Genomic DNA, 26,992 nt, shown 5'->3' on the forward strand with positions numbered 1-26,992 from the left:
CATCGAGGCTTGCGAGGGAACTATGACAGTACCTATCGAACTTGGTGGAAAAATTATATCATACCACATCGAGGCTTGCGAGGGAACTATGACTGGACGCCCGATCTTTTGTCGTAACAGACAATCATACCACATCGAGGCTTGCGAGGGAACTATGACTTACTCCACTGGATAGATTCCATATCCGAAATCATACCACATCGAGGCTTGCGAGGGAACTATGACACGTTTTGGGTCATGGCGTCAAAAGCGAGCATCATACCACATCGAGGCTTGCGAGGGAACTATGACCAGACACATCCGAAATGGTGCCGTTCGTGTATCATACCACATCGAGGCTTGCGAGGGAACTATGACCGTCTAAACGCCGCATGTATATTCATCCTCATCATACCACATCGAGGCTTGCGAGGGAACTATGACCTTCATGCTTGAACGGTTGTAACAAACCCTATCATACCACATCGAGGCTTGCGAGGGAACTATGACCAATTGACACTCACGGATCATCACCCCCTAATCATACCACATCGAGGCTTGCGAGGGAACTATGACCAAACGTGGCCGTTTGATACGGAAGGATCTATCATACCACATCGAGGCTTGCGAGGGAACTATGACAGGTCACTTCGACATTTTTGATGGTACTGTATCATACCACATCGAGGCTTGCGAGGGAACTATGACGCGTTTTTGCCCCATGTGCCAATGGCGGCGATCATACCACATCGAGGCTTGCGAGGGAACTATGACGTTTTCGACGTGGAGGTCGCGGAGTTGTTGATCATACCACATCGAGGCTTGCGAGGGAACTATGACGGCCCTTCTTTGATCAATTCCACCCTGTCAATCATACCACATCGAGGCTTGCGAGGGAACTATGACCCTCATATGAACAGCGTAGCACAGTGCAAGATCATACCACATCGAGGCTTGCGAGGGAACTATGACGTGGGCAGAAGGGTTCAAAAAGAAAGGTATATCATACCACATCGAGGCTTGCGAGGGAACTATGACATGCCGGGGAAGGCGTTCCCTCTGGCGGCGATCATACCACATCGAGGCTTGCGAGGGAACTATGACTCAAGATTGCTACGCAACTGAAGGAGGAACATCATACCACATCGAGGCTTGCGAGGGAACTATGACTCCGAGTATTCGCGCAATGACAGCGTACTGATCATACCACATCGAGGCTTGCGAGGGAACTATGACGAAGCGTCGCGAGGCCATTATTCGCGGGATATCATACCACATCGAGGCTTGCGAGGGAACTATGACTTTGGATGCCGCTACGTGTCGTAACATGTTATCATACCACATCGAGGCTTGCGAGGGAACTATGACCCGGCCTGCTCCTGATCAAAGTAGTATTTGATCATACCACATCGAGGCTTGCGAGGGAACTATGACACCTTGTTTAACCCTTAAATCTTGACCATAATCATACCACATCGAGGCTTGCGAGGGAACTATGACGCAAAATGATGACCCTATCCCATGTGATGGATCATACCACATCGAGGCTTGCGAGGGAACTATGACTTCGGGCTGCGCGTTCCTCGTTTGCAAAGGATCATACCACATCGAGGCTTGCGAGGGAACTATGACACTCAGGTTGTTTGCCTGCACCAGTGTTGTATCATACCACATCGAGGCTTGCGAGGGAACTATGACCTTTCAGACGTAAAAAGAGCGCCCCTCCGGATCATACCACATCGAGGCTTGCGAGGGAACTATGACCTTTCAGACGTAAAAAGAGCGCCCCTCCGGATCATACCACATCGAGGCTTGCGAGGGAACTATGACTGCCATCGACCTCTCGTGTGCCGCTCGCGTATCATACCACATCGAGGCTTGCGAGGGAACTATGACAATGATTTGCTGTGGTTGAAGCTTTCCATCATCATACCACATCGAGGCTTGCGAGGGAACTATGACTGCTTGGTTGAACCAGCGAACGACCGCCGTATCATACCACATCGAGGCTTGCGAGGGAACTATGACAATGATTTGCTGTGGTTGAAGCTTTCCATCATCATACCACATCGAGGCTTGCGAGGGAACTATGACCCAGCGTCGCCGCGAGACTCTCCACTCTCCATCATACCACATCGAGGCTTGCGAGGGAACTATGACCACAACCATTATAGCATGTTGCTATCTTCGATCATACCACATCGAGGCTTGCGAGGGAACTATGACGTTCCGGGTTGACGTATACCACGCTGGGGGATCATACCACATCGAGGCTTGCGAGGGAACTATGACCTCCCATTTCTGTCGCCATGCTGACTCGGTATCATACCACATCGAGGCTTGCGAGGGAACTATGACCTCCCATTTCTGTCGCCATGCTGACTCGGTATCATACCACATCGAGGCTTGCGAGGGAACTATGACGATGGCTTGTCCTTTACTTCTGTTGACTCTATCATACCACATCGAGGCTTGCGAGGGAACTATGACGAAAATAAACATATCTGGAATAAAATAAGATCATACCACATCGAGGCTTGCGAGGGAACTATGACTCATAAACCCAACAACTCCCCTTATGATTCATCATACCACATCGAGGCTTGCGAGGGAACTATGACCACACATGGCTATCGCTGTCGTCTCACCTAATCATACCACATCGAGGCTTGCGAGGGAACTATGACTGCCATCGACCTCTCGTGTGCCGCTCGCGTATCATACCACATCGAGGCTTGCGAGGGAACTATGACTGATAGACTGTCCCGCTGTTGGGACAGTCTATATCATACCACATCTAGGCTTGCGAGGGAACTATGACTGTCTCCAGACCGGGATCGGCACCTTGACGATCATACCACATCTAGGCTTGCGAGGGAACTATGACGTCTCTGAAGGAATTGTGTAGAGTAGCCAGGATCATACCACATCGAGGCTTGCGAGGGAACTATGACTACCTGTATAAGACGTGCATATAAGCTGGAATCATACCACATCGAGGTTTGCGAGGGAACTATGACGGAATGGCAATTCCCGTTGATGATGTGGTCATCATACCACATCGAGGCTTGCGAGGGAACTATGACTCATACGCCAGCTACCCAATTGGGAACACAATCATACCACATCGAGGCTTGCGAGGGAACTATGACTTTTGATTATGAAGCCTTTGGAAGGGATATATCATACCACATCGAGGCTTGCGAGGGAACTATGACTGAACAGGGGCTTAACGTGCACGCCTACTGATCATACCACATCGAGGCTTGCGAGGGAACTATGACCCTCGTCGAGCACCGATCAGCGATCGAACGATCATACCATATCGAGGCTTGCGAGGGAACTATGACAGATTCGTTCAGCTATCACGAAAAAACAGTATCATACCACATCGAGGCTTGCGAGGGAACTATGACTCTTCCGGACGGTTATTTTTCGCCATTTTCACTATGCGAGAAAGTTCATCGTAGATCTCCCGGGCACGTTTTAGGTCATCCTCTGTAATCGCGAAGCCTTTTCCTCCTGGGCCACCGTCATCCATCGAGGAGTATCCAACGATCTTACTTTTCTTTTCCGACTTAGGATTACTCATGGAGTGATACCTCCTCCTTCTAGTTACTTACATTATACCCCTTTCAGCCGCTACCGTAAACTGTTTAGCTAAAGCTTCTAATAAGCCCCTAAAACTAAGCCCCTAAAACTTCCTACGCCGTCAAGTCATTCTCCCTCAAACCGACAAACCTCATGTCCTATTCCCAGCCTGTCCGTCATAGATTCGTGTAAAGGACATTCTGGCTTGGGGGGACATCATGGGACTCGTCAATACAGCGTTTCTTGCGGGACACGGCAAGTTGCCAACGGGATCGGCCGCGAAGACGGCATTTGATACACTCGCTGTGGTTGTGGAGATAGAGACGCACCGGGGTGTGATTTTGTCGGCGGAATGCACGTTGGCGACGCAAGTCGGACGCGACTTTGTTTGTCGTTTGTTGCGCGGATGGTCTTTGGAAGACGGGATCGATCCGCTGATTCAGCAGGTCAAACTGCACTATCATGGTGCTGCAAAAGCGGCCATTATTGCCGCGCTCAAAGATTTGGAGGCCGAATACACGCGTCAGGCTGATCTTTGAGTTGGTCATATTTGAGCAAGACGAGCATAGGATGGAAGTATCCGAGTTTTAAAGCGAAGCGAGACTGTCATGTTTGAGTTGCTCAATTCTCCGTTGAGCAAGGAATCAAAGATGCACCAGTCGGTCGGGCGGCCGGGGTGCGTCTTTTTGTTATGCGCACCGGTCGTTTGGAGGTGACATGTCATGACAGCTTCCGTTGCTTGCGATGTGCTGGTGGTGGGCGGCGGTAATGCCGCGCTGGCCGCAGCGTTGTCCGCGCGCGATTGTGGGGCAAGCGTGATTGTCGTCGAGCGGGCGCCGCAGTTTTACCGTGGAGGCAATAGCAGGCATACGCGAGACTTTCGGATCATGCATCGGCATCCTACGCAACATATGTTTGGCGCCTATTCAGATGAAGAATTCCTGACTGACTTGCGCCGCGTGGCAGACGGCGAGATCGACGAGGAGTTGGCCCGGCTGGTTGTGGTGGAGTCGGAGATGTTGCCGGATTGGCTCACTCGGCAAGGGGTTCGCTGGCAGGAACCGCTTGCCGGCACGTTGCACCTGGCCCGTACCAACATGTTCATGCTTGGCGGCGGTCGCGCGATGATGAATGCGTACTATCGGACCGCACTACAAAAGGGTATTGATGTTTGGTATGACGCCATGGTTCAGGATATCGACATTGTCAATGGCGTCTTTGGCGGGGCACAGGTAGAGCGGCGTCGCGAGATGGTAGAGGTGCGTGCAAACGCGGTGGTGCTGGCATCTGGCGGGTATGAGGCCAACATTAATTGGCTGCGCCAGCATTGGGGAGATGCGGCGAACAACTTTGTCATTCGCGGAACGCCGTACAACCAGGGCAACGTCATCGATTTGTTGCTTGCGAGGGGTGCAAAAGCTGTGGGACATCCGCGTGCCTTTCACGCGGTGGCTGTGGATGGCCGGGCACCGCAATTTGACGGAGGCATTGTCACGCGTCTGGACAGTGTGCCGTTTGGTATCGTGGTCAATCGGTGTGGTGAGCGCTTTTATGACGAGGGCGAGGATTTTTGGCCAAAGCGATACGCCATCTGGGGCGGCCTGATTGCGCGTCAGCCTGACCAAGTGGCCTATTCCATCATCGACAGCAAGGTGATCGACAAGTTCATGCCATCTGTTTTTCCACCTGTTATGGCGCACTCCCTTGCCGATCTCGCAACCCAATTAGGTCTGGATGCCGAGCGTGTGCAAACGACCATCGATACGTACAACAAAGCGGTACAACCAGGCTCCTTTCGCCCGGGCGATCTCGATGACTGTCATACGGTGGGTGTTGCACCACCCAAATCCCACTGGGCGCAGCGGATCGACACACCGCCGTTTTACGCCTATCCATTGCGCGCAGGCATCACCTTCACCTATCGCGGCGTGCGTATTCAGCGCGATGCGCGCGTGCAGATGAGTGACGGAAGGGCCATGGACAATGTGTTTGCGGCCGGCGAGATGGTGGCGGGGAACATTTTGCGCCGCGGCTACCTCGCGGGCTTTGGCCTGACGATGGGCGCAGTTTTTGGCCGGATTGCGGGGGAGGGGGCAGCTCGTGTCGCACGTTGAATGGTTTGCAGAGGGCAAGCGGCAGATGCGCGTATGCAACGCCTGTCGCTATTGTGAGGGTTTTTGTGCGGTGTGGCGGGCCATCGAGTGGCGACGCGACTATCAGGACGGCGATCTCGCTTATTTTGCAAACCTTTGCCACGATTGCAAGGAATGTGTCTTTGCGTGTCCGTTTGCGCCGCCTCACGAATTTGGTGTCAATCCGCCGCGGCTGTTCGCCGCACTGCGCCAGGCGTCCTATCGCAAATATGTGTGGCCGGGATCGTTCGCCCGGGTACTCCAAGGCGGCTGGGGTTTTATGTGGGCTGTCATCGGGGCCTGCATTCTGCTTTGTGTGATTTCTCTTGCGACAAAAGGAAGGGTATTTGGCACTGCGGGCGGATCGTTTTACGCAGTTTTGTCGGAAGTGGTGCTCGAAACTGTTTTCGGAGCCCTGGCTTTATGGTTGGTCTGCGGCTGGGGACTTGGGGCATGGCGATTCTGGCGCGACATACGCACGCCCGGGTCGAGCGCCGTACAGGTGCGCGATATTCTGCAGGCCGTGCGGTATGCGCTGTCCTTGCGCCATCTTGGCGGTACTGAGGACGAACCTCTGTCGCGATGGCGAAAGTGGTTTCATCATGGTGTCTTTTACGGATTCCTACTCGATTTCGCATCGACGTGCCTCGCGGCATACGAATCGCATATCCTGCACAAGCAAGCCCCTTATCCCGTCGCGAGTCCGGTCGTTTTGTTAGGCATCATCGGTGGCGTGGGCTTGCTTGTTGGATGCGCCGGATTGTTGTTTGTCAAGGTAGGTGTGAATCGGGATACGGTTGACGAGGGAGCGTATCGGTCTGGGCGAGCCTTTCTGTGGTCCATGTTGCTCGTGGCTGCCAGTGGGCTTTTGTTGCTCGTCTTGCGCAAAACTTCGGTCATGGGCCCAGTACTGGTCATCCATCTCAGTTTCGTGGCGGCTCTCTTTTTTACTGCGCCATATTCGAAGTTTGGTCACTTCATTTATCGCTGTCTGGCGCTGGTGCGGTACGCAGAAGAAGAGCGGACGCACCGCTTGTCTGGCCATTGACACAGTGACATGGCCGCATTATGGTAAGGGTAATCAAATAACCGACTGCTGTTTCAGTGTCGAGTCGCCAGACATCCTCTGGCGAAGTATCGCGTGAAGCCCAGCATGGTCCGACATTCGGATTGTGCTGGGCTTTTTGTGCGCAAAGGGGGCGATGGTTATGGCGTTGCGTACGATTCCGTGTGCCATTTACCGCGGGGGCACGAGCAAAGGGATCATGGTGCGCGGGCGCGATTTGCCTGCCGATCCGACTGAGCGTGATCGCATTCTGCTCCGCCTGTTTGGCAGTCCCGATCCGAGGCAGATCGACGGGTTGGGTGGGGCGACGCCGACCACAAGCAAGTTGGCTATCGTCGAAGCTTCTTCGCGATCGGACGCGGACGTCGACTACACCTTTGGCCAGGTCAGTATCGACGAGCCGTACATCGATTATCGTCCGAATTGTGGCAACATCTCCTCTGCTGTGGGGCCGTTTGCGGTCAACAGTGGGCTGGTAGACGTCCAGCACGACGGCATTGCCACGGTGCGGATTTACAACACGAACACCGATGCCCTTATTGTGGCGCATTTTGCCGTGAAGGACGGACGCTTTGCTCCGGAGGGCGATACCAGCATCGCAGGGGTGCCGGGAACGGGCTCGCCAATTTATCTCGACTTCTTCCGCATTGGGGGCGGGGTCAGTGGCAGCCTGTTGCCGACGGGGCGGCGAGTCGACGAGGTGGTGATGCAGGATGGGCGCCGGTTTCGCGTGACCGTCATCGACGCTGGCAATTTGACTGTGCTGATGGCTGCAGAGGAACTGGGGCTGCTTGGCAGTGAGGTGAGGGAGGTCGACATGCAGCACGCTTGGCCGACCATCGAATGGGTTCGGCAGCAGGTAGGGCGGATGTTGGGGCTCTACGGAGAGCACGAGGACGTCAATCCGACAACCCATGCGTTACCTAAGATTGCGCTTGTGCACACATCGGTTGCCTACCAAACAACCAGCGGCTCGGCAGTAGAAGCCTGTGCATACGATATTTCGGCGCGCGCCCTCACCATGGGACGGCTGCATCCCACATACGCTGTAACAGGCGCCATTGCGCTGGCTGTCGCGTGCAAACTGCCAGGCACGGTGGCATATGACCGTGTGAGCGAACTTGGGAAAGCGCCTGGGATGATTCGCATTGGCCATCCGGCAGGCATCCTGGAAGTGGGTGCCGAGGTTGAAGATGATGCCGTTCCAAGTGTGACAAAAGTGACACTCATGCGCACTGCGCGTCCGCTGATCGCGGGTCTGGCGTGGATCTGAAGGGTGGTGAGGCGGCGGCAAAACGGTTATGACGGTCCTTGTGTATGCGCTTTCAAAAATCAGGATTGGGAGGGAAGACGATGTCATCGACGGCTTCCATTGGCGCGCGCCTCGAGAGGTTGCCTATTTCGTCGTTTCACCGGTATGTGATCTGGGTGCTCGCGTTTGCCTTTTTCTTTGAATTGGGCGACATCAACACATTGTCGTATACGGCACCTGCCATCGAAAAAGCGTGGAATTTACAGCTTTCCGCGATTGGAAACGTGACCTCTGCGACGTTTCTTGGCATGTTTCTAGGCGCGTCGGTCATCGGGTATGTGTCGGATCGGATTGGGCGCAAGCGCAGTTTAATTTTTACAATCCTGATTTATTCCATCTTTTCGCTGTTGAATGCGTTTGCCATGAGTATGACCATGTTGTTTGTCACGAGGCTGGTCACGGGATTCGGACTTTCGGCTATGACGGTAGTGGGCATCACCTATATCAGCGAAGTCTTTCCAGCCAAGAAGCGCGGCACGTATCAAGGCCTCATCATGACGATTGGCCTGTGTGGAATTCCCATTACGGCCTACGTCGCGCGTTTTTTGGTACCCGTCGCACCATGGGGTTGGCGGTTTGTATACATTTGGGGAGCGCTCGGATTCATCTTCGCCATCCTCGCTGGCCGGATGTATGAATCTCCGCGTTGGTACGAGAACAGAGGCCGTCTGGCCGATGCCAACAGCGTGATGACCCTCATTGAACGTCAAGTCGAGAGCGAAAAAGGTCCGTTGCCTGATCCTGTCGAACGAGTGGAGCCGGCGGTCAGTCAGCGCGGCTATGGCGAGTTGTTCAGCGGAAAATACCTCGGCCGTACCTTGGTTCTGCTCGTCGTCTGGATTTTGCAGACGCTCGGCTTTTACGGATTTATGTCTTGGGTGCCGACGCTGCTCGTGGCCCACGGCTTTTCTTTGGTTCATTCGCTTGCTTGGTCTTCGGCAATGTCCATTGGCGCCGTACCGGGCGCATTTATCGCATATCTGCTTTCGGATCGGCTGGACCGGAAATGGCTCGTCGTGATTTTCGCGATCGCGATTTCCATCTGTGGCCTGTTGTACGGCCTGACGTTTAAGACTGCCATCATCATTGTCTTTGGTTTCTTAGTTGCAATGTTTCTGCAGACATTTGCGCCACTGTTGTACGCATATACGCCTGAATTGTATCCAACCGAGGTTCGCAATTCCGGTGCTGGCTTGGTTTATGGCGTTGGCCGCTTGGCCAACGTGTTTGGGCCGATGATTGTCGTCGCCATTTACAACCACTACGGGTACCAGAGTGTGTTCATCTACATCGCGGCGGCATGGATTTTATTGGCCATCATCACGGCTTGGTTCGGGCCGCGGACAAAAGGGCGCATGCTCGAAGTTCTCAATGCGGCCAAAGCGTCCGAAGTTGGGAACCAGATGTGACAGGGGCAGCAGAGTGATGGGGACACAGGGTCGGGAGCGACCCTGTGTCTTGTAACCCCATTAGTAGCCGGCGCCAGCTGCTCCATAGGCTGGGACAAGGAGGAAGAACAAGACGAAAATAATGAGGAACACCACTGCCCAGCGCGTGTAGCCACCGAATGTTCCACCGTCGTACATGGATTTCACCCCCTGGTTGCAAAGATGTGACAGTGTATGCGACTCGTCCGTGAGCTCGCAACGACAGATTGGCATGGCGTGTCCGCCTTGCGGGCGGATGGTATCACGTTTTGCGCGAGCGACGGACGCAGTTCTGGGGCGGTTGCCGACAACCCACACCCGGGTCATACATACCTTAAGGCAACCAGACCTACTGCCGATAACAGAAAAGCAGGAAGCAGGGGGAGACACGCATATGGAATCCAAGGCGCTCAAAATCTTTCGGCGAAAAATGGCCAATCCGCTTCATTGGCGCAAGGCGAATCAGGTATTTCTTCGTTATTCAGAAACCGATCTCCAAAGTCTTGAGCGCACCAAACACCTCATTTCGACGCTGGCCGCCGAATTGGATGTCCCTCTCTCACCGGAAGAAAAAACAGAAGCAGCCAAATGGCTGCGTGCGCAAGGCATCAATCCCCAAAGTCGCAAGGATAGAATGATGATTTGGAAGAGGGCAAAGTGAGCTTTGCCGTTTTCCCATGTTTAAGCGTCTTGGGCCGTCGAACCATCACCAATGGTTGGTTGCCACCAAGGCAAGCTGAATGTGCGCTGGCGATGTTGTTCCTCCTGTAGGTAACGTTCGCGCAGTTGCAAAAGCTGTTGCACAGAGACAAAGCCTATCGGTTGCTGCTCATCATTGATGCGAACCCACTCGAGATCCTCATGAATCATAAAGTCCAGGACGCGCTTTACGGGCAAGTCGGCAGCCATTTCGACGACGCGTCCCATGCACGCGCCAATCGTGCGGCTGGGGTCGCGTTTGGCACTGCGCAGGATGGCCGTGCTTTGCATCGCCCCAACGAAATGATTGGACGTGTCGACAAGCTCAATCCAAGTTGGCAGATCTATCTGGCTTTCGAGAATGAGCTTGGCGACATGTCCGACGGGAGCCTGAACGGACACTTTGACGTCCGATCTCGACACGATCTCGCGAACAAAATGCATCTCCAGCGGATCGACACTGTATTCGCGGGTCAGATGTAACCCACGGCGAGCAATCCGTTCGGTCAAAATCGAGCGGCGCAAAACGAAGGCGGATGTGCCAGTGGCGATGCACGATGTGATTAAGAGGGGCAATAGAGCGCCAAAATCGTGCGTTAATTCGATGGGAAAGATCACACTCGTAAACGGCGTGCGCGTGACGCCAGAAAAAACGGCCGACATGCCAAGTAGGGCCCATAGTCCCGGGTGTGGCGCGTGCATGACAACGCCCAATGCTTCGCCCAAGCACCCACCAATCATCAGGATGGGTGCCAGAATGCCACCGGAAGTGCCGGAGCCAAGCGCGATGACCCAAATGAGAGTCTTGACGACAAGGAGGATGAGTACGGTATGAAGCGATAACTGCGTATTGAGCACGGCCGCGATGGTATCGTAGCCAACGCCGAGTGCACGTGGAGAGACGATACCGCCTAAGCCAATGGCAATTGCGCCGAGCGCGGGCCACCACATCCAGTGCAACGGCAGCTTGCGAAACAAGTCTTCCATACCGTAAATAGCCCGCGTTAAAACGATAGCGGCGAGACTTCCCACAAACCCGAGTCCTACAGACGCGCCATAGCCGATATACGGTATGGTATGCAGGGAGGGCACAGGGAAGATTGGACCGGGCCCAATCCAGGCGATGCGAATGACGTCGGCAACCGAACTGGCCAGTGCAATCGGGACAAGGCTGCGCGGCTTAAATTCAAACACGAGCAGTTCGACGGCGAAGAGGACGGCCGAAACGGGGGCGGAAAACGTTGCGGACATGCCTCCCGCAGCGCCGGCAACAAGCAGAATGCGACGTTCAATAGACGACGTGTGCAGCCATTGACCCAGCAGGGAGCCAAACGATCCACCAGTCATGATAATCGGGCCTTCCGCACCAAACGGGCCGCCTGAACCGATGGAAATAGCGGCAGATATCGGCTTCCAAAAGGCTACTTTTGGCTGCACTTTGCTACCGTTGACCAGCATCGCTTCAATGGCTTCCGGAATGCCGTGACCCCGAATTTTTTCGCTGCCAAAGCGAGCGATGAAGCCGATGGCAAGAGCCCCGATAATGGGTGGCAGCAATGTGAAGACGCCTAAGTGATTGTCTGTGGGCGTTACATATTGAAACGACAGGCGCTGAAAGAATGCTATATTGGTGACAAGGTAGATGGCTTTCAACAGCGCGATCGCAATGACCGCGCAGGCGGCACCGACGAGCACCGCAGCCCCTGACAGTCGGACAATCTGTCCGTTGGTCGTAAAATCGCCGGCTCGCGTGGTGTGACCTTGCATGACGGATAAGGCTCCTTTCAAAGTATTGTGATAGACAGGGATACTCAGCTAGTTGTGCGTATGCACAGGTACATTTTATATCGTACTGCGATGAAAAATGCAACGAACGGGGGGATAGCATGGACCGAGTTCCGTCCAAACAGGAGTACGTGCAATTGGCGGAATTCCGTTATCGGCTGCGCAAATTTATGCATTTCAGCGAGGAAGCGGCGCGATCGGTAGGCATCACGCCGCAACAGCATCAGTTGCTTCTGGCGGTGGCTGGGTTTCCTGAACGGGACTTTGCGACGCCGACAGAGCTAGCGGAAAGGTTACAACTGCGTCACCACAGTTGCCTTGGGTTGATCCAGCGGTGCGAGCAACTTGGTTTGGTGGAACGGGAGAGGAATCCGGCGGATAAGCGCAGCGTCCTGATACACCTTACGCCTGCCGGCAAGCAGTTGCTTGATAAACTGACAGTCTTGCACCTTAGCGAACTAGGGCGTTTGGGCTTGTCTCACCGCAACTTTTTAGAGAAAGACCCGACACAATTCGACCAAAGCCACACTCCGCGCGGCCATCGGTCGTAAGGTTTCTTATGCTTCGGGGCTATGGGCGTGCTTGCGTACGAACAGATACGCGATGGCGATCACGGCTGCTATCCCTAGGCATGCAAAGAACCCTAACCGCTGGCTCTTTTCGACGAGCGCATAGCCTGCCATAACCACAATCAAAGCCATGGTCACGTAGGTGCCGACCGGCTGTCCGAAGGCCAATTTCGAAATCGGCTTGTCTTTGTTTTTGCGTTTCCATGCAAGTAAGGTCAACAACATGATGAACCAGTTAAAAAACGTGAGAAAGCTTGAGGCACTAATCAGAAACGTGTAGACGGTGGATGGTAAAACGTAAGACAGGGCGATGCAGATGGCGACGCCCACTGTCGTGAAAGCGAGTGCGCCATAGGCGACCGCGCGCTTGCCAAAGGTGCGTTTGACAAAGGCCGGGGCTTCGCCGTACCGTCCCAGGCTCACAAGAATCTGGTTTGCGGAAAAGACAGATCCAGCCATGACGCTGAACGATGCGATCAGGATGACGGCGTTGAGGATACCGGCCAGTGTATGCAGATGTGCCGCCATCAGCGCTTGTACGAACGGGCTGGCCGTCGTACTCACCGTACGATAGGGAAGCGTCAACAACAGCGCCGCGATCGACAGTATGTACAGGCCCGTCAGGATGGTCACGACAGCGATGCCGCCGCGATCGAGATGCTTGGGCTCTTTCAATTCGACGGCCGCCGTTCCAAAGACGCCGATTCCGGCAAAGCAGAAGATGACAATCAACATAGACTGGGCTAGGCCTGAGAAGCCGCTTGGAAAAAGTGACGCAGATGGTCCGGAGATCATACGGCCCATCGTTGCCGAATGGGCGCCGAACAGGACAATGGCGATGGTGACGATGAAGCCCACAAGCGCGGCGATCTTCACAACACTCATCACAGACTCGACGAGGCCAAAGTTTTGCACCCCAAACGCGTTGATGGCGAGGACGATCAGCGCAAAAGCCGCCGCCAACATCCAGACGGGCACACCTGGCAACCAAAGGCGGGCGAAAACCGCGGATGCCACCGCTTCGCTGGCAATGGTCAAAATGCTTGTGATGTAGTAGGTCCACCCCTGCATATAGCCAGTGAATTTGCCAAGGTACGCGTCCGCATACGTTTTGAACGCGCCGGGCGACGGATGATCCAAAGCGAGTGTGTTTAAGGCACCGACCGTTTGCGCCGTGATCGCTCCTCCTATCGCAAATGCCAAAAGCACCGCGGGTCCTGCCATGCGGATGGGCTGTCCGGAGCCAAGAAAGTATCCTGCGCCAATAATGCCGCCGACTCCCACCAAAATTAACTCAAATAGAGACATGCTGTGCTTGGTCTGCACCCGCGTGCCAACCCTTTGATCCCGCCCTATTCTCCCGACGGTTCTTGACTTCATCAAAATTCCATCCACCTCCTGCGGATATTCGATGGTAGTGTCTGAAGGATCATGAATTCCTATCCGCATCATCTCCGGGCGTCACAGCTTGAATTTCCCCGATCTGAACAGGTGCCGACAAGCCGCCAGTCCCGCTATGAATACGAATATGTATCGCAATACTGCATAAGGTCGGGGGCATGGGCATGGAGATGGCGTATCCAAGAATAGGGTGCGAAGACGTCGATGCAGCGGTGAAATCCGCGTGCGTCCAACTTTTGCAGCATCAAGGTGCGGATGGGGCGTGGACCGACTGCTTTGACACAGGCATGATGCCCAATGCACAAACGGTCATTTCCCTTTACCTGATTGGTTATCGCGATGCCACATGGACTGCGCCGCTCGTTCGGGCCATTCGTAAGCATCAGCGAGAGGACGGATCATGGGGATTGTTCCCCGGTGGTGCTGGCGATCTGTCGACGACGGTCGAATGCTTCTATGCCCTTGAACTCATGAAGGCTTGGGCGCCCGACGATGCACCGAGGGTTCGTGCCAAAGCGTGGATTGCTCGGCATGGTGGCGTGCGTAGGTGTCGCAACCTCACGAAAATGTTTCTCGCCGTTGGCGGCGAGATTCCGTGGTCCTGGCTGCCCAGTCCTTGGCTGTACACGCTCATGTTCATGAAAGGCTCGCCTTTTTCTATCGAAGACATCGCTACCTTCACACGCGTACACGTTCCAGCGATGTTGGTCCTGTCGTTGTATCGCTATCGATCGCGCTATGCTGCACGTATTTTGCGGGAGCTCGTAAATTGCGATGAACGGGAATGGGACGATGATCGCCCGAGCCCAATGCGCACAAAGCTTGCCTCTTGGTGCGCAGAACGCTGTCTTGTCTTCTTGCGCACGCATATGGGCCAAGACGGAACCTTGGCCGGTTATCACTCGTCGACATGGCTTAGTCTATTTGCTCTGCACGCACTCGGCATTGACTTTGATGCGCCCATCATCCGTTGCGCGATCGCATCCATGCGACAAAATCTCATTGTCGAGGAACATAGCGGATATGCACACCAACAAACGACAAACGCCCACATTTGGAATACAGCCTTGGCGTGTCGCGTGTTGCTCGATGCAGGGATCCCGGAATCCCATCCGCAATTGCAAAAGGCCAAGTCGTACTTGCTGGCGAAACAGCAGGTGGAACGAAGAACGGGCAGGCCAGATGGCGGCTGGGGGTTTTCGAGTAACAACGAAAACCATCCAGATTGCGACGATACGGTCGCATGTTTAGACGCGTTACGAGGGTTTATGCAGCCATCTGCCATCCCCATCAACCAAGGTGTGTCCTTTCTTTTATCTATGCAAAATCGCGACGGTGGGTGGTCGGCCTTTGAGCACAACTGCGACAAACGTTGGCTTGAGCGACTGCCGGCAAACGATATGCGCCGCGCCATGTGCGATCCCTCCACAGCCGACATCACGGGGCGGGTCGTCGCCTTTCTCCTGCGCCGGCGCGTGTTAAGTCCGACTGATTCCTCCATAAAGCGGGCGATTGCTTGGTTGCAAGCCAATCAACTTCGCGACGGCAGTTGGTACGGAAGATGGGGAACGACCTATCTGTATGGCACTTGGTGCGCGGTGCAAGCGCTCGTTGCAGCAAACCTGCCAGCGTCAAGTCCCAGCCTCATGCGTGCACTGCGCTGGCTATTGTCCGTGCAGAAAGCAGACGGGAGCTTTGGCGAGCGCTGCGAAAGTGACATGCTCGGGCGATATAGCCCGGCCTTTACAGGTCAACCCACGCAAACGGCCTGGGGGTTGGATGCGCTGCTTCACCTTTACGATTGCACAACCGACACAGCCGTCAAATCCGCCATTTACAGAGCTGCGTCCATGGCGGTGAATTGGTTGCTCGATCACCGGACGGCGGACGGATGGTTTGATACCTGTCCTAACGGATCCGCATTTCCGGGGGCGCTGTATATCACCTATCACATCTATCCGAAGATGTGGCCCACGTCGGCGCTATTGCACTTTCAGCGTTCTATCGAGGGCAAAGATTTCCGAGAAGGGGGGTGAACATCATGGGGTTGCACCCAAGGTTATTACCAATCTTCCGCTCCAAAATTGCCAATCCACTCAATTGGCGGCGCGTACATCGCGTGCTGATGTCGTATCGTCGAGAAGACCTTGCGAATCCAGCAGGAGCAGGCGCTTTGGTCGACCATTTGTCGACCGTTCTCGCTGTGCCGATCACGCCGGCGGAACGCGCCGGTGCTGTCAACTGGCTGATGGCGCAACGCATCGATCCGCGCAATCCACTGCATCAGATGCGCATGTGGAACGTCGTTTATGGTATGTAAACAAAAAGAGCAGGCGGGACCTTTCGTTCCACCTGCTCTTTTTGTAATCGGGTGCAGTTTGCAAAACATCGTGATGCAGGACACAACAGCTAGAGGAGGCTCGCAGGCCCCCTCTAGCTGTGTCCATAGTCTTCAAGAAAAATCTTTACGTATCTAGGTCTCCGTCGATCCGCTTCTCGTAATGGCTCTTGTACGGCTTTAACAGTGCCACGTCGACAAGCACGATCAGAAAGACGATGGCCCAGACCTCTGTGGCAAGTTTCCCAATTTGGCTCTCAGAGTCTGCTGTTGCGCTCATGTCTCCACCCTCCCATAAAGTCTGCTAGTGCTCCTCAGTAAATGGCTCCTGATCGTCTGGCCTTCGCAACTGCGCGCTTGAATGATGCGGCTGCTTCGCGCTCTTTCTCTGGCAAGATGACAAACATAACAAGTAGGATCTGGAATATCGCGTAAGCGATGATCGCCGGTTTGTGCTTGCGCTTAAAACTTTCCGACGGCAATCCGAAAGCAAGAATCCAGATCGTCAAATACAACGCGGCGCCGATTTGAGTAAGCGTCTTTTGGTCCGAAGTTGGCACCCCGTTGGGTAGAATCGGGTCGTTTGGGTTCAATGGATTAAATGAACTTTGTGGCGCATTGACCTCCATCTCGTCCATTACGAATTCCTCCTCGATTGTTCGATTTGACGCTTCATGTCTCGCAGCTTGTCGACGTCGATTTTGCCTTGACCGTACATTTCCGCGAGCTTAACAGGATCGATGGTTTGCGGTTGATTGCGCAAGGCGGCTTCATACGTCTGGATCAGCGCATTGAGACGATCTTCGGGTATGGACATGTGCAGGCTCTGTGCAAATTGTGTCGCCATCTTTCGCACCATGTTGGTGTCCTTCCACCATCCATCGGGCGCTCCTTCCAGCGAGCGGAGGGCTGTTTCTAATTGGTTGACGCTGACGCCTTGCAAACCACCGTGCAGGTTGCGCAGCAGTCGTCGCGTCGTCTCGGTTCGGGTCTTGAGTGCTTCGGATAGGCGCCGCTTGCCCTTCTGTCGCGGCGGGTGATTCCCGCCTTGCGAATGCATTGTGCATCACCTCGTCATGAAAACATGTTGCTGTGTTGTATCGTATTACGATCCTTCGCATGATGACTGTGCGCACCGCATATGGTTCAGCAAAACGGCAGAGTGAGGTGTCTGCAAGCATGGACGATGTGGTTCGTCGATTGCTTCATGTCCAGGTTTTGCTCGCACAGGTGCGGCGTGTCGTGGCACGGGTACCGGGCACCCCGTCTGCACGACTCGTCGCGAGCGTGTGCGAAGAAAACAACGTCATCCATCAGGTATTGACCCTCGCACAGGCGCAGGCTTTGGCTGAGGCAAATCTGAAAGAGCGCATGACAGCCTTGTATCATGCGGACGAGGCGACGCAACGGTTGGGGAAACAATGGGTTCGTTGGCTCGCATGGGAGCGTGGCCAGGGGTCGTACACGGAGCGGCGGGATGTGGAACGGTGGCTTCATACGGTTTTTCGTGAGCTGTCGGCATCTGTTCCTGCGCTTGTCGCGCGATATGGCGAGCAGGAAACAAAGTACATTGTGCCTGTCGATTATCGTCCGCAGACGGCGAAGGGGGTGTAAGTGGTGGCTTGGGATTCCGAAAGGACCGACATCAATGTCTACAGCCAAGGTGAAGTGGAGAAATGGGTCTATAGTACTTGCAATATCTGCTCCGTCGGTTGTGGCTGCTACATTGCGGTGAACGGCAATCGCATCGTTGGCATTAAAGGAAATGCGAAACATCCCGTCAACCGTGGGCGGCTCGGTCCGAAGGGAGAAAACCAATGGCACGCAAACAATAGTCCGGATCGCTTGTTGACACCCTTGTTGCGACACGGCGACGGGGTTTTGCGGCCAGTGTCATGGGACGATGCGATGGCGGTACTGGTGGACAAAAGTAAAGAGGCGCTGCGCAAGTTCGGGTCCGAAGGTATCGCCATATACTCTACAGGGCAGGGCATGCTTGAAGATTATTACACGATCGCGAAGATTGGGCGCGCAGGTTTGCGCTCCCACCTCCTGGATGCCAATACGCGATTGTGTACGGCGACGACTGAGTGGTGCCTCTTGCAATCGTTTGGAGCGGACGGAACGCCTGCGGGATATGAGGACATCGATGTCACCGACACGCTGATGCTCTTTGGGCACAACGTGGCAGAGACGGGAACGGTCCTTTTTGAGCGCATCATGACCCGCAAAAAGAAAACAGGCAAGCCATACATCATCGTCGTGGACCCGCGGCGCACTTGGACGGCGCAGGCTGCGGATCTGCACTTGCAAATTCTGCCGGGTGCCAATTTGGCTTTGCTAAACGGGATCACCCACCTGTTGCTGAAAAATGGTTGGATCGATCGCGATTTTATTGCCAAGCACACGGTGGGTTTTGCGGATGTCGAACAGGCGGTGAGCGATTGGACACTCGAGCGCACCGCAAAAGAGACGGATGTGCCGGAGACGCAGATCGCTGAGGCGGCCAAGCGGATCGGCACCACGCCAAGGCTTGTCTGCACCACATTGCAGGGAGCGTACCAAAGCGTTGACGCTACGGCCACTTGTATCGCCATCAACAACATTCACTTGTTACGTGGGCTCATTGGTAAACCAGGATGCGGACCTTTGCACATGGCCGGACAGCCCAGTTCGTCGACGAATCGGACGGTAGGCGGCGTTGGATCGTACCCGGCTCACCGGAACCCATCCAACCCGAAGCACATCCAAGAAATGGCCGACTTGTGGAATGTCGACCCGGCTCATCTAGAGGTTGGCCCCGAAAAGGATATCGAATCGTTCATTGATAAGATGGAACGTGGACAGTTAGGACTCTTTTGGAACATTCACACCAACCCAATGGTCTCCTTACCGAATCGCCTGCGGGCACGTCGCGCGTTTGAACGGACATTCGTCGTCGTCCAGGATTGCTTTCTGACGGAGACATGTGAAGTGGCCGATCTCATTTTACCCACGGCCATGTGGGGCGAGAAGGAAGGCTTGATGGAAAATGCGGATCGCATGATCAATGTAAGTGAAGTGGCTGTGACGCCGCCGCCAGGTGTGCGATCCGATTTTGACATCTTGCTCGATTATGCGCGGCGCATGGATTTTCGGGATAAGGATGGCAAGCCGCTCATTCAATACACGACGCCTCGTGAATGTTTTGAGGAGTGGAAACGGGTGTCGAAAGGCAGGCCCTGCGACATGACTGCCATGACGTACGAGAAGATCAAGGCGCAAAATGGCATGCAATGGCCCGCAGACGCGGAACACCCGAACGGCACGCCGCGACTCTACCAAGACTTAGTGTTTCATACACAGGTAGATGACGCGCAAACCTACGGTTTTGACATGAAAACCGGCAGAGCCAGGACGCGTGAAGAATTTGAAGCTCTAGGTGCAAATGGGAAAGCTATTTTATATGGCTTGACCTATTATCCGTCCGCTGAGCAACCAAGTGCGCGCTATCCGTTTTGGCTAACGACTGGCCGCGTGGTTTGGCACTGGCATACGCGAACAAAAACAGGGCGTGCACCGGCCTTACACATGGCCACTTCGCAGGGCTATGTCGAAATTCACCCCGACGACGCAACATTGCTTGGTATACTCCCTGGCGAGTTGGTTCGCGTCAGCTCGCCGCGCGGCGACATTGTCGTTCCGGCGCGCATTGTGGACACCATCCGGCCCGGTCTCGTCTTTGTTCCTTTCCACTTTGGCAGTTGGCAGGCACATCAGGCCGCCAATGAGCTGACCGTAGATCTTGTCGATCCGATTTCCAAACAGCCGGTTTACAAGCAAAGCGCATGTCGCATCGAGAAACTGCGCCAGCTGCACACGGTGGCGCGCGGCGAAACGTTTGTCGGCATTGCCGAGCGTTATCAGTTGACAGCCGAACAGTTGGCTAAAGCAAATCGCATGCTGCCGCCCTATCGAGCCGATGTCGGATCCCAATTGGAAATTCCGTCTATTGAAAATCCCGTATCACCGCCATACATGTTGTATCGCAAGTTAGACTTGTTCCCACAGTTCCGCTTGGCGAAGCTCGATCCCCATCAGGAGCACGACGACACATGAAATCGGTGCAGAAGCGGCGGCTTAGGTCGCCGCTTCTTGTGCGATTGCTTGTAGCCAAAGGTGGCGGTAACGAATAGCCGGCCCATCAGACGGCACATGTGCTTCTTCTTTTAATTTTGGCGGCAGCACAGGCCGCAGGCTCTCTACAATAATTTGATCTTGGTGCATGACAAACTGTGTGTGCTCCAGATGAAACACGTCCAGAAAGTCGGAGTCGCTGTCAAAGTTGCGCCCAATTTGTCCCCAAATGACGGTCGTTTCAGCATCTATCGGCGTAAACGTCAAATAGGTGGACATCCGGCGCTCAAGGCCAATAGGCGTCCGAATGATCCACTGGTTTGGAAACCACATTTCGATTTCCGTCCGGAGGTCGTTGTCGTCCGCCAAGTGTTCGGGATTTGGCGGTTCCATTGGATGTGTGAAGGGGCGTGGGTAAATTCGAATATTCTTTTCTTGCATGACATATTCTGGTCCATCGACAATGGGCGACACGTCTTCACCTGTCGTTTCGGGATGCACGAACGGCAAGTGTGAGATGTCTAATACGCTCTCTGCAACGCGGCACATGTTGGCCTTCCACACGGTGTGAAACGACAGCCAATGCCAGTTTGGGTCAGACAATTCGGGTGCGGCGGCTGGGCCTGGTATAGATGCGGCACCATCCGGCGCAGCGAGCGAGACCCAAACCAAACCGGCTGCCTCGCGGGCAGTAAATGTTTGCAGGTGGGCGGAACGCGGGATGGACCCGCCCTTATGATTGGCTGGTATGTGCCTACACACGCCATCTTTGTCAAATTTCCACCCGTGATACGGGCACGTAAGGAGATTGTCCACGATAGAGCCGAGAGATAAATCACACCCACGATGTGGGCAGTATGCGTGCACGGCCCGAAGATGGCCCGTTTGGTCCATGAACACGACGAGATCGCGATTGAAGAGCCGCACTTTCGTCGGCCTCGCGCTGACTTCGTCCACTGTCAGCACGGCATACCAGGCGTTGCGGATCAAGAGATGTCACCTCCCACGGATTTATTTTACTGTATGTCGATTGATTGCAAGGCCATAGGTGACGAACACCCGGGAAGATGGAGAAAAAGCGGATTTTTCGCCCGATCCAGGGACAACCAAATGTATCCATGCTATACTGACCGTGAACCCGTCGCACTCTCTACACTCTCGCTCGAATTGGAGATGATGTGTATGGATCAGCAGGTATTCGTGTCAAACACAGGAACGCAGGCAGGCAGCCACTTTGTCCCGTTACCTGGGCATGTCCGGCCGCTCGCGGCTGGCGCGACGGATGTCGGGCCAGCGGATCCCGACGAGCGCGTATCCGTCACACTCGTATTGCGGCGGCGTTCGCCTGAGCAACTGGAAGCGACGATTGAGTCATTACAATCGTTGCCGCCCAGCCAACGCAGGCATCTCACACACGACGAGTTTGCTGTTCGCCACGGCGCCGATTCGCAGGATATCGAGAAGGTACGGGCATTCGCCGATGCGCACGGGCTGGTGCTGGAGAAGGTGCACGTCGCAGCTGGCACGGCATTGCTTACGGGCCGTGTAGCCGATGTGAATCAGGCGTTTCGGATCGATCTTCGCACGTATCAACATCCTGAGTTCTCGTATCGGGGACACAGCGGCGATGTGCATGTGCCGATGGACATCGCTGACGTGGTGACGGCGGTACTTGGTCTCGATACACGGCCGCAAGCGACTCCACACTTTCGAATTCGGCGACAACCTGCGGGGGCGGCGATGCGCGCCACAGCAACTGAACAGGTTGCCTACACGCCGCCACAGGTTGCAGCGGCCTATGCCTTTCCGGAAAACGTCGATTGTACGGGGCAGTGTATCGGCATCATTGAGCTTGGCGGTGGGTATTCAGATCAAAATATCGGCGAGTATTTCGCGTCACTTGGTATGGCGCCGCCACCTCTTGTTGCGGTAGGGGTAGATGGAGCAGTCAACCAACCGACCGGCGATCCGAATGGCCCGGACGGCGAAGTCGAGCTCGATATCGAGGTTGCCGGCGCCGTCGCTCCAGGTGCAAAGCTCGCTGTTTATTTTGCGCCAAATACGGACGCTGGGTTTTTGAACGCGATCACGACGGCTATTCACGATACGACGAACAAACCTATGGTGATTTCTATCAGTTGGGGCGGTCCTGAGAACGGTTGGGCGCCGGCCTCTATCCAGGCGATGAATCGGGCTTTGCAGGACGCGGCTGCGCTTGGTGTGACCGTGTGTGTCGCGGCCGGGGACAGCGGATCCACAGATGGCGAGAACGACGGTTTGTACCATGTTGATTTTCCCGCATCGTCACCCTATGCCTTGGCTTGCGGGGGGACGCGTTTGGTAGTGGAAAATGGTCAGATTGCGAGTGAGACCGTCTGGAACGACGGCGCACAAGGTGGCAGCACCGGGGGCGGCGTGAGTAGCGTATTTGCGCTTCCCAGCTGGCAGCAAAACGCACAGGTGCCACCGTCTTCAAACCCCGGCGGCACGGTTGGACGCGGTGTGCCGGACGTCGCGGGAGATGCTGACCCTGCGACAGGCTACGAGGTATTGGTCGACGGCGAAACTGCGGCAATTGGTGGGACGAGTGCCGTGGCACCCTTGTGGGCGGGGCTGGTCACCATTGCAAACAAGACCATCGGTCAGCCTGTGGGTTATCTCAACCCAGTGCTATATAGCTTGCCAAAAGCGGCGCAGGCATTTCGCGACATTACACAGGGCAACAACGATATCGCCGGCACAGGGGATGTCTATGCGGCGGGGCCCGGTTGGGACCCGTGCACGGGCCTTGGTAGTCCGATTGCCAATCGACTCATTGCAGCACTGCAGCAGTTGCAGCAGCAAGATCGAGGTCAGGCGTGATCGCAGAGGCTTCTGTCTAGCTGGGCAATTGCGAAAATAATAAGGCAGTGATATAGTAGCCCCACAACTTGATATGCTCGCTTGGTTTCACTACGACGGTGAATGAAAAGGGAATCCGGTGCGAATCCGGAACGGTCCCGCCGCGGTGAGGAACGACGCTGTTGACGTTGCGGCTTATCGGCCGCGAGCCACTCGCTTGGATGCGGGGAAGGCTGTGCGACAGCGGATGACATCCGAGTCCGAAGACCTGCCAGGCGAAGCAGCTCTGTGTATCCCACGTGGGTTTGGGATTGGGGCAGGAACGAAGCAGGATTGTTTGCTTGGCCGGTGTGTGTTGACGTCGGCTGCAACGCTTGCCTATATATCCAGTCTCCATGCACCCCCGCTTCCCGTGTGGAAGTGGGGGCTTTTTGATTCCGCTCGCGCTCGGGAGTTTAGCATCACATCATCTGGGGAGGCGACACGACTTTGGCGATTGCAGCAACACTAGGATTTCCGCGCATGGGCCCGCGCCGTGAACTCAAGCGGGCACTCGAATCGTTCTGGCAAGGCAAGTCGACGGAGGCAGAGCTGGGCAAAGCGGCTGCCGACATCAGGCGCCTGCGCTGGCAACTGCAGAAGGAGGCGGGCATCGACTGGATCCCATCCAACGATTTCTCGCTTTACGATCACGTTCTCGACATGGCTGTTTTATTCGACGCCGTGCCTGACCGCTTTCGTGGGCTACCAGATGGCTCGCTCGCGCAGTATTTTGCCATGGCGCGCGGTGCTGAGGGCGTGGCAGCGCTTGAGATGACCAAGTGGTTTGACACGAATTATCATTACCTCGTTCCTGAATTCTCAGCGCAACAAAACTTTAGGCTGCGAGCCAATAAACCGTTGGCCGAGTATTTGGAAGCGCGGCAACTGGGCATCGAGACCGTGCCGGTGCTCTTAGGTCCTGTATCGTTTTTGCGCCTTGGCAAGGTGCGCGAACAAAATGTGGAGCCCTTGTCCCTGATGGCCCAACTATTACCTGCTTATGGCGAGCTACTTAACGCTCTACACGATGCCGGGGTACAGTGGGTGCAAATCGACGAGCCCTGCCTGGTTCTCGATCTGACGGATAGCGAGCGGTCAAGCTTGCACGAGGCGTATACGTACCTCGCGGCGCAGTCGGTGCCCAACATGTTGCTCACCACATATTTTGGTTCCATCGCTGACAATTTGGAGACGGCTTTGTCACTACCGGTACAGGGTCTGCATCTGGATCTCGTTCGTGCACCGCAGCAGTTGGCGGAGCTGGCGCGCTATGGCTGGCCTCAAGAGAAACGGCTGTCTGTCGGCGTGATCGACGGTCGCAATATATGGCGGGCCGATTTGCACGAGGCTCTGGTGCTCGTTGAGCAGGCCGCTTCTATCGCCGGGCTTGAGCAGGTTCACGTCGCGCCGTCGTGTTCCCTGTTACACGCGCCTTGGGATGTGGAATTGGAAAGCGACATGGAACCAGAGGTGAAGTCGTGGCTGGCATTTGCTGTGCAAAAGCTGTCTGAGTTGCGGGTGCTTAAGCGCGGGGCGAACGACGGTAAGGATGCGATTGCGGAGCATTTGGCTCTGAGTCGTGAGGCGCGCAGGGCACGGACGGCGTCTCCACGCTTGCGCAATTCGGCTGTCGCCACACGGATGGCGCAGTTGAGCGGTTTGCAATTGGCACGCGCATCGTCGTTTGCAGAGCGCAAGTCCAAGCAACAGGAGCGTCTGCAGTTGCCACCGTTTCCGACGACAACCATCGGCTCGTTTCCGCAAACGCAATCTGTGCGCGACACGCGGGCGAAGTGGCGCAAGGGGCAAATTTCAGATGCGGAATACGAGTTGTTCTTGCAAGGCGAGATTATGCGTTGGATCGTCATTCAGGAAGAACTTGGTCTCGACGTGCTTGTGCACGGAGAGTTTGAGCGTACCGATATGGTAGAGCACTTTGGCGAAAAGCTGGACGGGTTTTTGTTTACGCGGCACGGTTGGGTGCAGAGTTATGGATCGCGCTGTGTGAAACCTCCTATTATCGTCGGCGACGTGGCGCGTCCCGAGCCGATGACTGTCCGTTGGACGAGTTATGCGCAATCGCTGACAGAGCGGCCTGTCAAGGGGATGTTGACCGGTCCTGTCACGATCCTGCAGTGGTCGTTCGTCCGCGACGATTTGCCGCGCCATGAGGTGTGTCGCCAGATTGCACTCGCCATTCGCGATGAAGTGTTGGATTTAGAGGCGGCAGGGATTCGTGTCATTCAGATTGACGAGCCGGCTTTGCGCGAAGGCTTGCCCTTGCGGCGGGCAGACTGGGACGCCTACCTTGAGTGGGCAGTCGAATGTTTTCACATCGCGGCCAGTGGTGTGAAAGACGAGACGCAAATCCATACCCATATGTGTTACGCCGAGTTTCATGATATCATGCCTGCCATTCAAGCCATGGATGCCGATGTCATTTCGATTGAAACGTCGAGATCGCACATGGAATTGTTACAGGCGTTTGAAGCCTTTCAGTACACAAACGACATCGGGCCCGGCGTCTACGACATTCACAGCCCGCGCGTGCCCGATGTCCATGACATGGTCGGATTGTTGCGCAAGGCGGCCAGCGTGATCGATCCGGCGCAACTCTGGGTCAATCCGGATTGTGGCCTGAAGACCCGTGGCGAGGCAGAGACGCTGGCGGCTTTGCAGGCGATGGTGATGGCAGCGCGACAATTGCGTCAAGAGCCTGTGACGTGCGCTACGAGCATCTCTTGAAAATGGGTTGCGGCCGTGGTTAGGGCGCGCTGTTTTGACCAGATCACGGCCGTGTCGGTCTCGATGGTCGGTTCGATTACGCCGTAACGCAAAGCGCCTTCTGGCCGCAGACGCACGGCCAGTGCAGGGACGATGGCGACGCCGATGCCTGCTTCGGTTAAGGTCAGGAGCGTCGCCACATCCGGACTTTCGCAGATGATGTTCGGGTGGACTCCCTGTGCCTGGCACATCTCGATGAACATCTCATAAATGCCTCTGCCGCCATGGCTGTGTAAAACGAGCAGCGGTTTGTCGGCGAACTCTGACAATCCGATGCGGCGCTCGTGCTTGGCTCCCCAGCCTGGGGGGTGTACGGCGACCAGGGGTTCCGTATGCAAGTGTATGATCTCAACGTCGGAGAGCACTGGCAGGCGCGTGATGCCAAGCTCAATAACCCCTGTTCGCAGCCATTCTTCCACTTGATATGAATCGCCTTCCCACAATTCAAACGTCACCTGCGGATAGCGAGCTTGAAACTTGCGTATGGTGTCAGGCAAATACGACACACAGGACATCACGGTGCCAATTGTCAGTTTGCCACGCACGCCGGCGCCAAGCTCCTTGACTTCGTTGACCATGCTGTCTACCGAGCGCAAAATCTCCTGCGCACGCCGATACAGCGCCCAACCTGCTTCAGTCGGTTCGACCTTGCCGCGGTTTCGCGCAAGCAGTTGTATCCCAAGTTCTCGCTCCAACGCCTGTAGCTGCAGGCTAAGTGGAGGCTGCGCCATATGGAGTCGCTGGGCCGCTCTCGTAATCTGTCCTTCTTCGACGATCGCGACGAAGTACTGGAGCTTTTTCAGATCCACCACATCGCCCCCATACATAAAATATATGCGTTTTATTTGCAATGTATATTTTACATATAGGCAAACCTCGATGTAAGTTGATTCTTGGTCTCCTGTTGAGA

Annotated in this window: 20 protein-coding genes, 1 CRISPR repeat array and 1 riboswitch (1 of these 22 cut by a window edge); of the genes, 13 read left to right on the top strand and 7 right to left on the bottom strand. The window is 55.2% G+C overall.

The features are described from left to right. Positions 1 to 3,395: direct repeats of the CRISPR family, unit length 36 nt; unit sequence ATCATACCACATCGAGGCTTGCGAGGGAACTATGAC; it begins 208 nt to the left of the window's first position. Positions 3,396 to 3,788: 393 nt separating this feature from the next. The 6 genes from QMF38_RS12110 to QMF38_RS12135 all read left to right on the top strand — a co-directional run bounded on the left by QMF38_RS12110 (position 3,789) and on the right by QMF38_RS12135 (position 10,168). Further along, the gene (locus QMF38_RS12110; RefSeq protein WP_281759599.1) at positions 3,789 to 4,109 is read left to right on the top strand and encodes a DUF3870 domain-containing protein; all 321 of its coding nucleotides are present in this window, start codon (positions 3,789 to 3,791) and stop codon (positions 4,107 to 4,109) included. A gap of 183 nt (positions 4,110 to 4,292) precedes the next feature. Further along, positions 4,293 to 5,684 (top strand): FAD-dependent tricarballylate dehydrogenase TcuA, encoded by a 1,392-nt coding sequence (tcuA, locus tag QMF38_RS12115; protein WP_281759600.1) that lies wholly within the window; start codon positions 4,293 to 4,295, stop codon positions 5,682 to 5,684. Next, positions 5,671 to 6,750, top strand: a complete 1,080-nt coding sequence (gene tcuB, locus QMF38_RS12120) for a tricarballylate utilization 4Fe-4S protein TcuB (protein ID WP_040289160.1) — start codon at positions 5,671 to 5,673, stop codon at positions 6,748 to 6,750. Before tcuA ends, tcuB begins: the two co-directional genes overlap by 14 nt. A gap of 160 nt (positions 6,751 to 6,910) precedes the next feature. Next, the gene (locus QMF38_RS12125; RefSeq protein WP_006446572.1) at positions 6,911 to 8,041 is read left to right on the top strand and encodes a 2-methylaconitate cis-trans isomerase PrpF family protein; all 1,131 of its coding nucleotides are present in this window, start codon (positions 6,911 to 6,913) and stop codon (positions 8,039 to 8,041) included. Positions 8,042 to 8,121: 80 nt separating this feature from the next. After that, positions 8,122 to 9,489, top strand: a complete 1,368-nt coding sequence (locus QMF38_RS12130) for an MFS transporter (protein WP_040289162.1) — start codon at positions 8,122 to 8,124, stop codon at positions 9,487 to 9,489. Between the two features lie 412 nt (positions 9,490 to 9,901). After that, a complete protein-coding gene (locus QMF38_RS12135; RefSeq protein ID WP_006446575.1) occupies positions 9,902 to 10,168 on the top strand; it encodes a hypothetical protein in 267 nt (88 codons plus the stop codon). Between the two features lie 20 nt (positions 10,169 to 10,188). On the opposite strand, the gene QMF38_RS12140 is transcribed toward QMF38_RS12135, so the two are convergent. Further along, entirely contained in the window at positions 10,189 to 11,973 is a 1,785-nt protein-coding gene (locus tag QMF38_RS12140) for a chloride channel protein (protein ID WP_040289164.1), read from the bottom strand. 119 nt (positions 11,974 to 12,092) lie between these two features. On the opposite strand from QMF38_RS12140, the gene QMF38_RS12145 reads away from it, so the two are divergent. Further along, positions 12,093 to 12,542 (top strand): MarR family winged helix-turn-helix transcriptional regulator, encoded by a 450-nt coding sequence (locus QMF38_RS12145; RefSeq protein ID WP_281759601.1) that lies wholly within the window; start codon positions 12,093 to 12,095, stop codon positions 12,540 to 12,542. 6 nt (positions 12,543 to 12,548) lie between these two features. Here QMF38_RS12145 and QMF38_RS12150 read toward each other — a convergent pair whose 3' ends face one another. Continuing rightward, positions 12,549 to 13,940 (bottom strand): amino acid permease, encoded by a 1,392-nt coding sequence (locus QMF38_RS12150; protein WP_157785457.1) that lies wholly within the window; start codon positions 13,938 to 13,940, stop codon positions 12,549 to 12,551. A 185-nt stretch (positions 13,941 to 14,125) separates the two neighbouring features. On the opposite strand from QMF38_RS12150, the gene QMF38_RS12155 reads away from it, so the two are divergent. Together QMF38_RS12155 and QMF38_RS12160 are read left to right on the top strand one after the other, a co-directional pair. Then, on the top strand, positions 14,126 to 15,997 hold the full coding sequence (locus tag QMF38_RS12155) for a prenyltransferase/squalene oxidase repeat-containing protein (RefSeq protein ID WP_281759602.1): 1,872 nt from the start codon (positions 14,126 to 14,128) through the stop codon (positions 15,995 to 15,997). A 5-nt stretch (positions 15,998 to 16,002) separates the two neighbouring features. Then, positions 16,003 to 16,281 (top strand): hypothetical protein, encoded by a 279-nt coding sequence (locus QMF38_RS12160; RefSeq protein WP_281759603.1) that lies wholly within the window; start codon positions 16,003 to 16,005, stop codon positions 16,279 to 16,281. A 145-nt stretch (positions 16,282 to 16,426) separates the two neighbouring features. Here the strand turns inward: QMF38_RS12160 and QMF38_RS12165 are convergent, their stop codons facing one another. From QMF38_RS12165 to QMF38_RS12175, 3 genes are read right to left on the bottom strand one after another with little or no spacing between them, the layout of a single operon-like run. Beyond that, a complete protein-coding gene (locus tag QMF38_RS12165) occupies positions 16,427 to 16,579 on the bottom strand; it encodes a hypothetical protein (RefSeq protein WP_281759604.1) in 153 nt (50 codons plus the stop codon). Between the two features lie 34 nt (positions 16,580 to 16,613). Then, a complete protein-coding gene (locus tag QMF38_RS12170; protein ID WP_281759605.1) occupies positions 16,614 to 16,937 on the bottom strand; it encodes a hypothetical protein in 324 nt (107 codons plus the stop codon). Continuing rightward, on the bottom strand, positions 16,937 to 17,359 hold the full coding sequence (locus tag QMF38_RS12175) for a hypothetical protein (RefSeq protein ID WP_281759606.1): 423 nt from the start codon (positions 17,357 to 17,359) through the stop codon (positions 16,937 to 16,939). Before QMF38_RS12175 ends, QMF38_RS12170 begins: the two co-directional genes overlap by 1 nt. A gap of 119 nt (positions 17,360 to 17,478) precedes the next feature. Here QMF38_RS12175 and QMF38_RS12180 point away from each other — a divergent pair, with 119 nt between their 5' ends. Further along, on the top strand, positions 17,479 to 17,913 hold the full coding sequence (locus tag QMF38_RS12180; protein ID WP_281759607.1) for a hypothetical protein: 435 nt from the start codon (positions 17,479 to 17,481) through the stop codon (positions 17,911 to 17,913). A gap of 3 nt (positions 17,914 to 17,916) precedes the next feature. Further along, entirely contained in the window at positions 17,917 to 20,397 is a 2,481-nt protein-coding gene (locus tag QMF38_RS12185) for a molybdopterin-dependent oxidoreductase (protein WP_281759608.1), read from the top strand. A gap of 21 nt (positions 20,398 to 20,418) precedes the next feature. On the opposite strand, the gene QMF38_RS12190 is transcribed toward QMF38_RS12185, so the two are convergent. Continuing rightward, a complete protein-coding gene (locus tag QMF38_RS12190) occupies positions 20,419 to 21,405 on the bottom strand; it encodes an aromatic ring-hydroxylating oxygenase subunit alpha (RefSeq protein ID WP_232302291.1) in 987 nt (328 codons plus the stop codon). A gap of 192 nt (positions 21,406 to 21,597) precedes the next feature. Between QMF38_RS12190 and QMF38_RS12195 the strand changes: the two genes are divergently transcribed. Together QMF38_RS12195 and metE are read left to right on the top strand one after the other, a co-directional pair. Next, positions 21,598 to 23,277 carry a S53 family peptidase gene (locus QMF38_RS12195; RefSeq protein WP_058095008.1) on the top strand — a complete coding sequence of 560 codons (1,680 nt, stop codon included), beginning with the start codon at positions 21,598 to 21,600 and terminating at the stop codon, positions 23,275 to 23,277. Positions 23,278 to 23,343: 66 nt separating this feature from the next. After that, a riboswitch (cobalamin riboswitch) is annotated at positions 23,344 to 23,546 on the top strand. A gap of 199 nt (positions 23,547 to 23,745) precedes the next feature. Beyond that, positions 23,746 to 26,043, top strand: coding sequence for a 5-methyltetrahydropteroyltriglutamate--homocysteine S-methyltransferase (gene metE / locus QMF38_RS12200; protein ID WP_083496137.1), 2,298 nt, complete (start codon positions 23,746 to 23,748; stop codon positions 26,041 to 26,043). Here the strand turns inward: metE and QMF38_RS12205 are convergent. Then, positions 26,007 to 26,891: a LysR family transcriptional regulator gene (locus tag QMF38_RS12205; RefSeq protein WP_281759609.1), complete on the bottom strand. Its 885-nt coding sequence runs from the start codon at positions 26,889 to 26,891 to the stop codon at positions 26,007 to 26,009. The two genes, metE and QMF38_RS12205, sit on opposite strands and share 37 nt — an antisense overlap. Positions 26,892 to 26,992: the final 101 nt, after the last annotated feature.

It is taken from the genome of Alicyclobacillus hesperidum subsp. aegles (assembly GCF_027923525.1).
Taxonomy (GTDB): Bacteria; Bacillota; Bacilli; order Alicyclobacillales; family Alicyclobacillaceae; genus Alicyclobacillus; species Alicyclobacillus aegles.

What these genes read in the sequence shown, in the direction of transcription:
- QMF38_RS12135 (WP_006446575.1), top strand. Translation starts at nt 9,902, where the DNA reads ATGGAATCCAAGGCGCTCAAAATCTTTCGGCGAAAAATGGCCAATCCG.
- tcuA (WP_281759600.1), top strand. Translation starts at nt 4,293, where the DNA reads ATGACAGCTTCCGTTGCTTGCGATGTGCTGGTGGTGGGCGGCGGTAAT.
- QMF38_RS12125 (WP_006446572.1), top strand. Translation starts at nt 6,911, where the DNA reads ATGGCGTTGCGTACGATTCCGTGTGCCATTTACCGCGGGGGCACGAGC.
- QMF38_RS12145 (WP_281759601.1), top strand. Translation starts at nt 12,093, where the DNA reads ATGGACCGAGTTCCGTCCAAACAGGAGTACGTGCAATTGGCGGAATTC.
- QMF38_RS12110 (WP_281759599.1), top strand. Translation starts at nt 3,789, where the DNA reads ATGGGACTCGTCAATACAGCGTTTCTTGCGGGACACGGCAAGTTGCCA.
- QMF38_RS12150 (WP_157785457.1), bottom strand. Translation starts at nt 13,940, where the DNA reads ATGAAGTCAAGAACCGTCGGGAGAATAGGGCGGGATCAAAGGGTTGGC.
- QMF38_RS12130 (WP_040289162.1), top strand. Translation starts at nt 8,122, where the DNA reads ATGTCATCGACGGCTTCCATTGGCGCGCGCCTCGAGAGGTTGCCTATT.
- QMF38_RS12155 (WP_281759602.1), top strand. Translation starts at nt 14,126, where the DNA reads ATGGAGATGGCGTATCCAAGAATAGGGTGCGAAGACGTCGATGCAGCG.
- QMF38_RS12160 (WP_281759603.1), top strand. Translation starts at nt 16,003, where the DNA reads ATGGGGTTGCACCCAAGGTTATTACCAATCTTCCGCTCCAAAATTGCC.
- QMF38_RS12170 (WP_281759605.1), bottom strand. Translation starts at nt 16,937, where the DNA reads ATGGACGAGATGGAGGTCAATGCGCCACAAAGTTCATTTAATCCATTG.
- QMF38_RS12180 (WP_281759607.1), top strand. Translation starts at nt 17,479, where the DNA reads ATGGACGATGTGGTTCGTCGATTGCTTCATGTCCAGGTTTTGCTCGCA.
- QMF38_RS12165 (WP_281759604.1), bottom strand. Translation starts at nt 16,579, where the DNA reads ATGAGCGCAACAGCAGACTCTGAGAGCCAAATTGGGAAACTTGCCACA.
- QMF38_RS12175 (WP_281759606.1), bottom strand. Translation starts at nt 17,359, where the DNA reads ATGCATTCGCAAGGCGGGAATCACCCGCCGCGACAGAAGGGCAAGCGG.
- QMF38_RS12140 (WP_040289164.1), bottom strand. Translation starts at nt 11,973, where the DNA reads ATGCAAGGTCACACCACGCGAGCCGGCGATTTTACGACCAACGGACAG.
- QMF38_RS12195 (WP_058095008.1), top strand. Translation starts at nt 21,598, where the DNA reads ATGGATCAGCAGGTATTCGTGTCAAACACAGGAACGCAGGCAGGCAGC.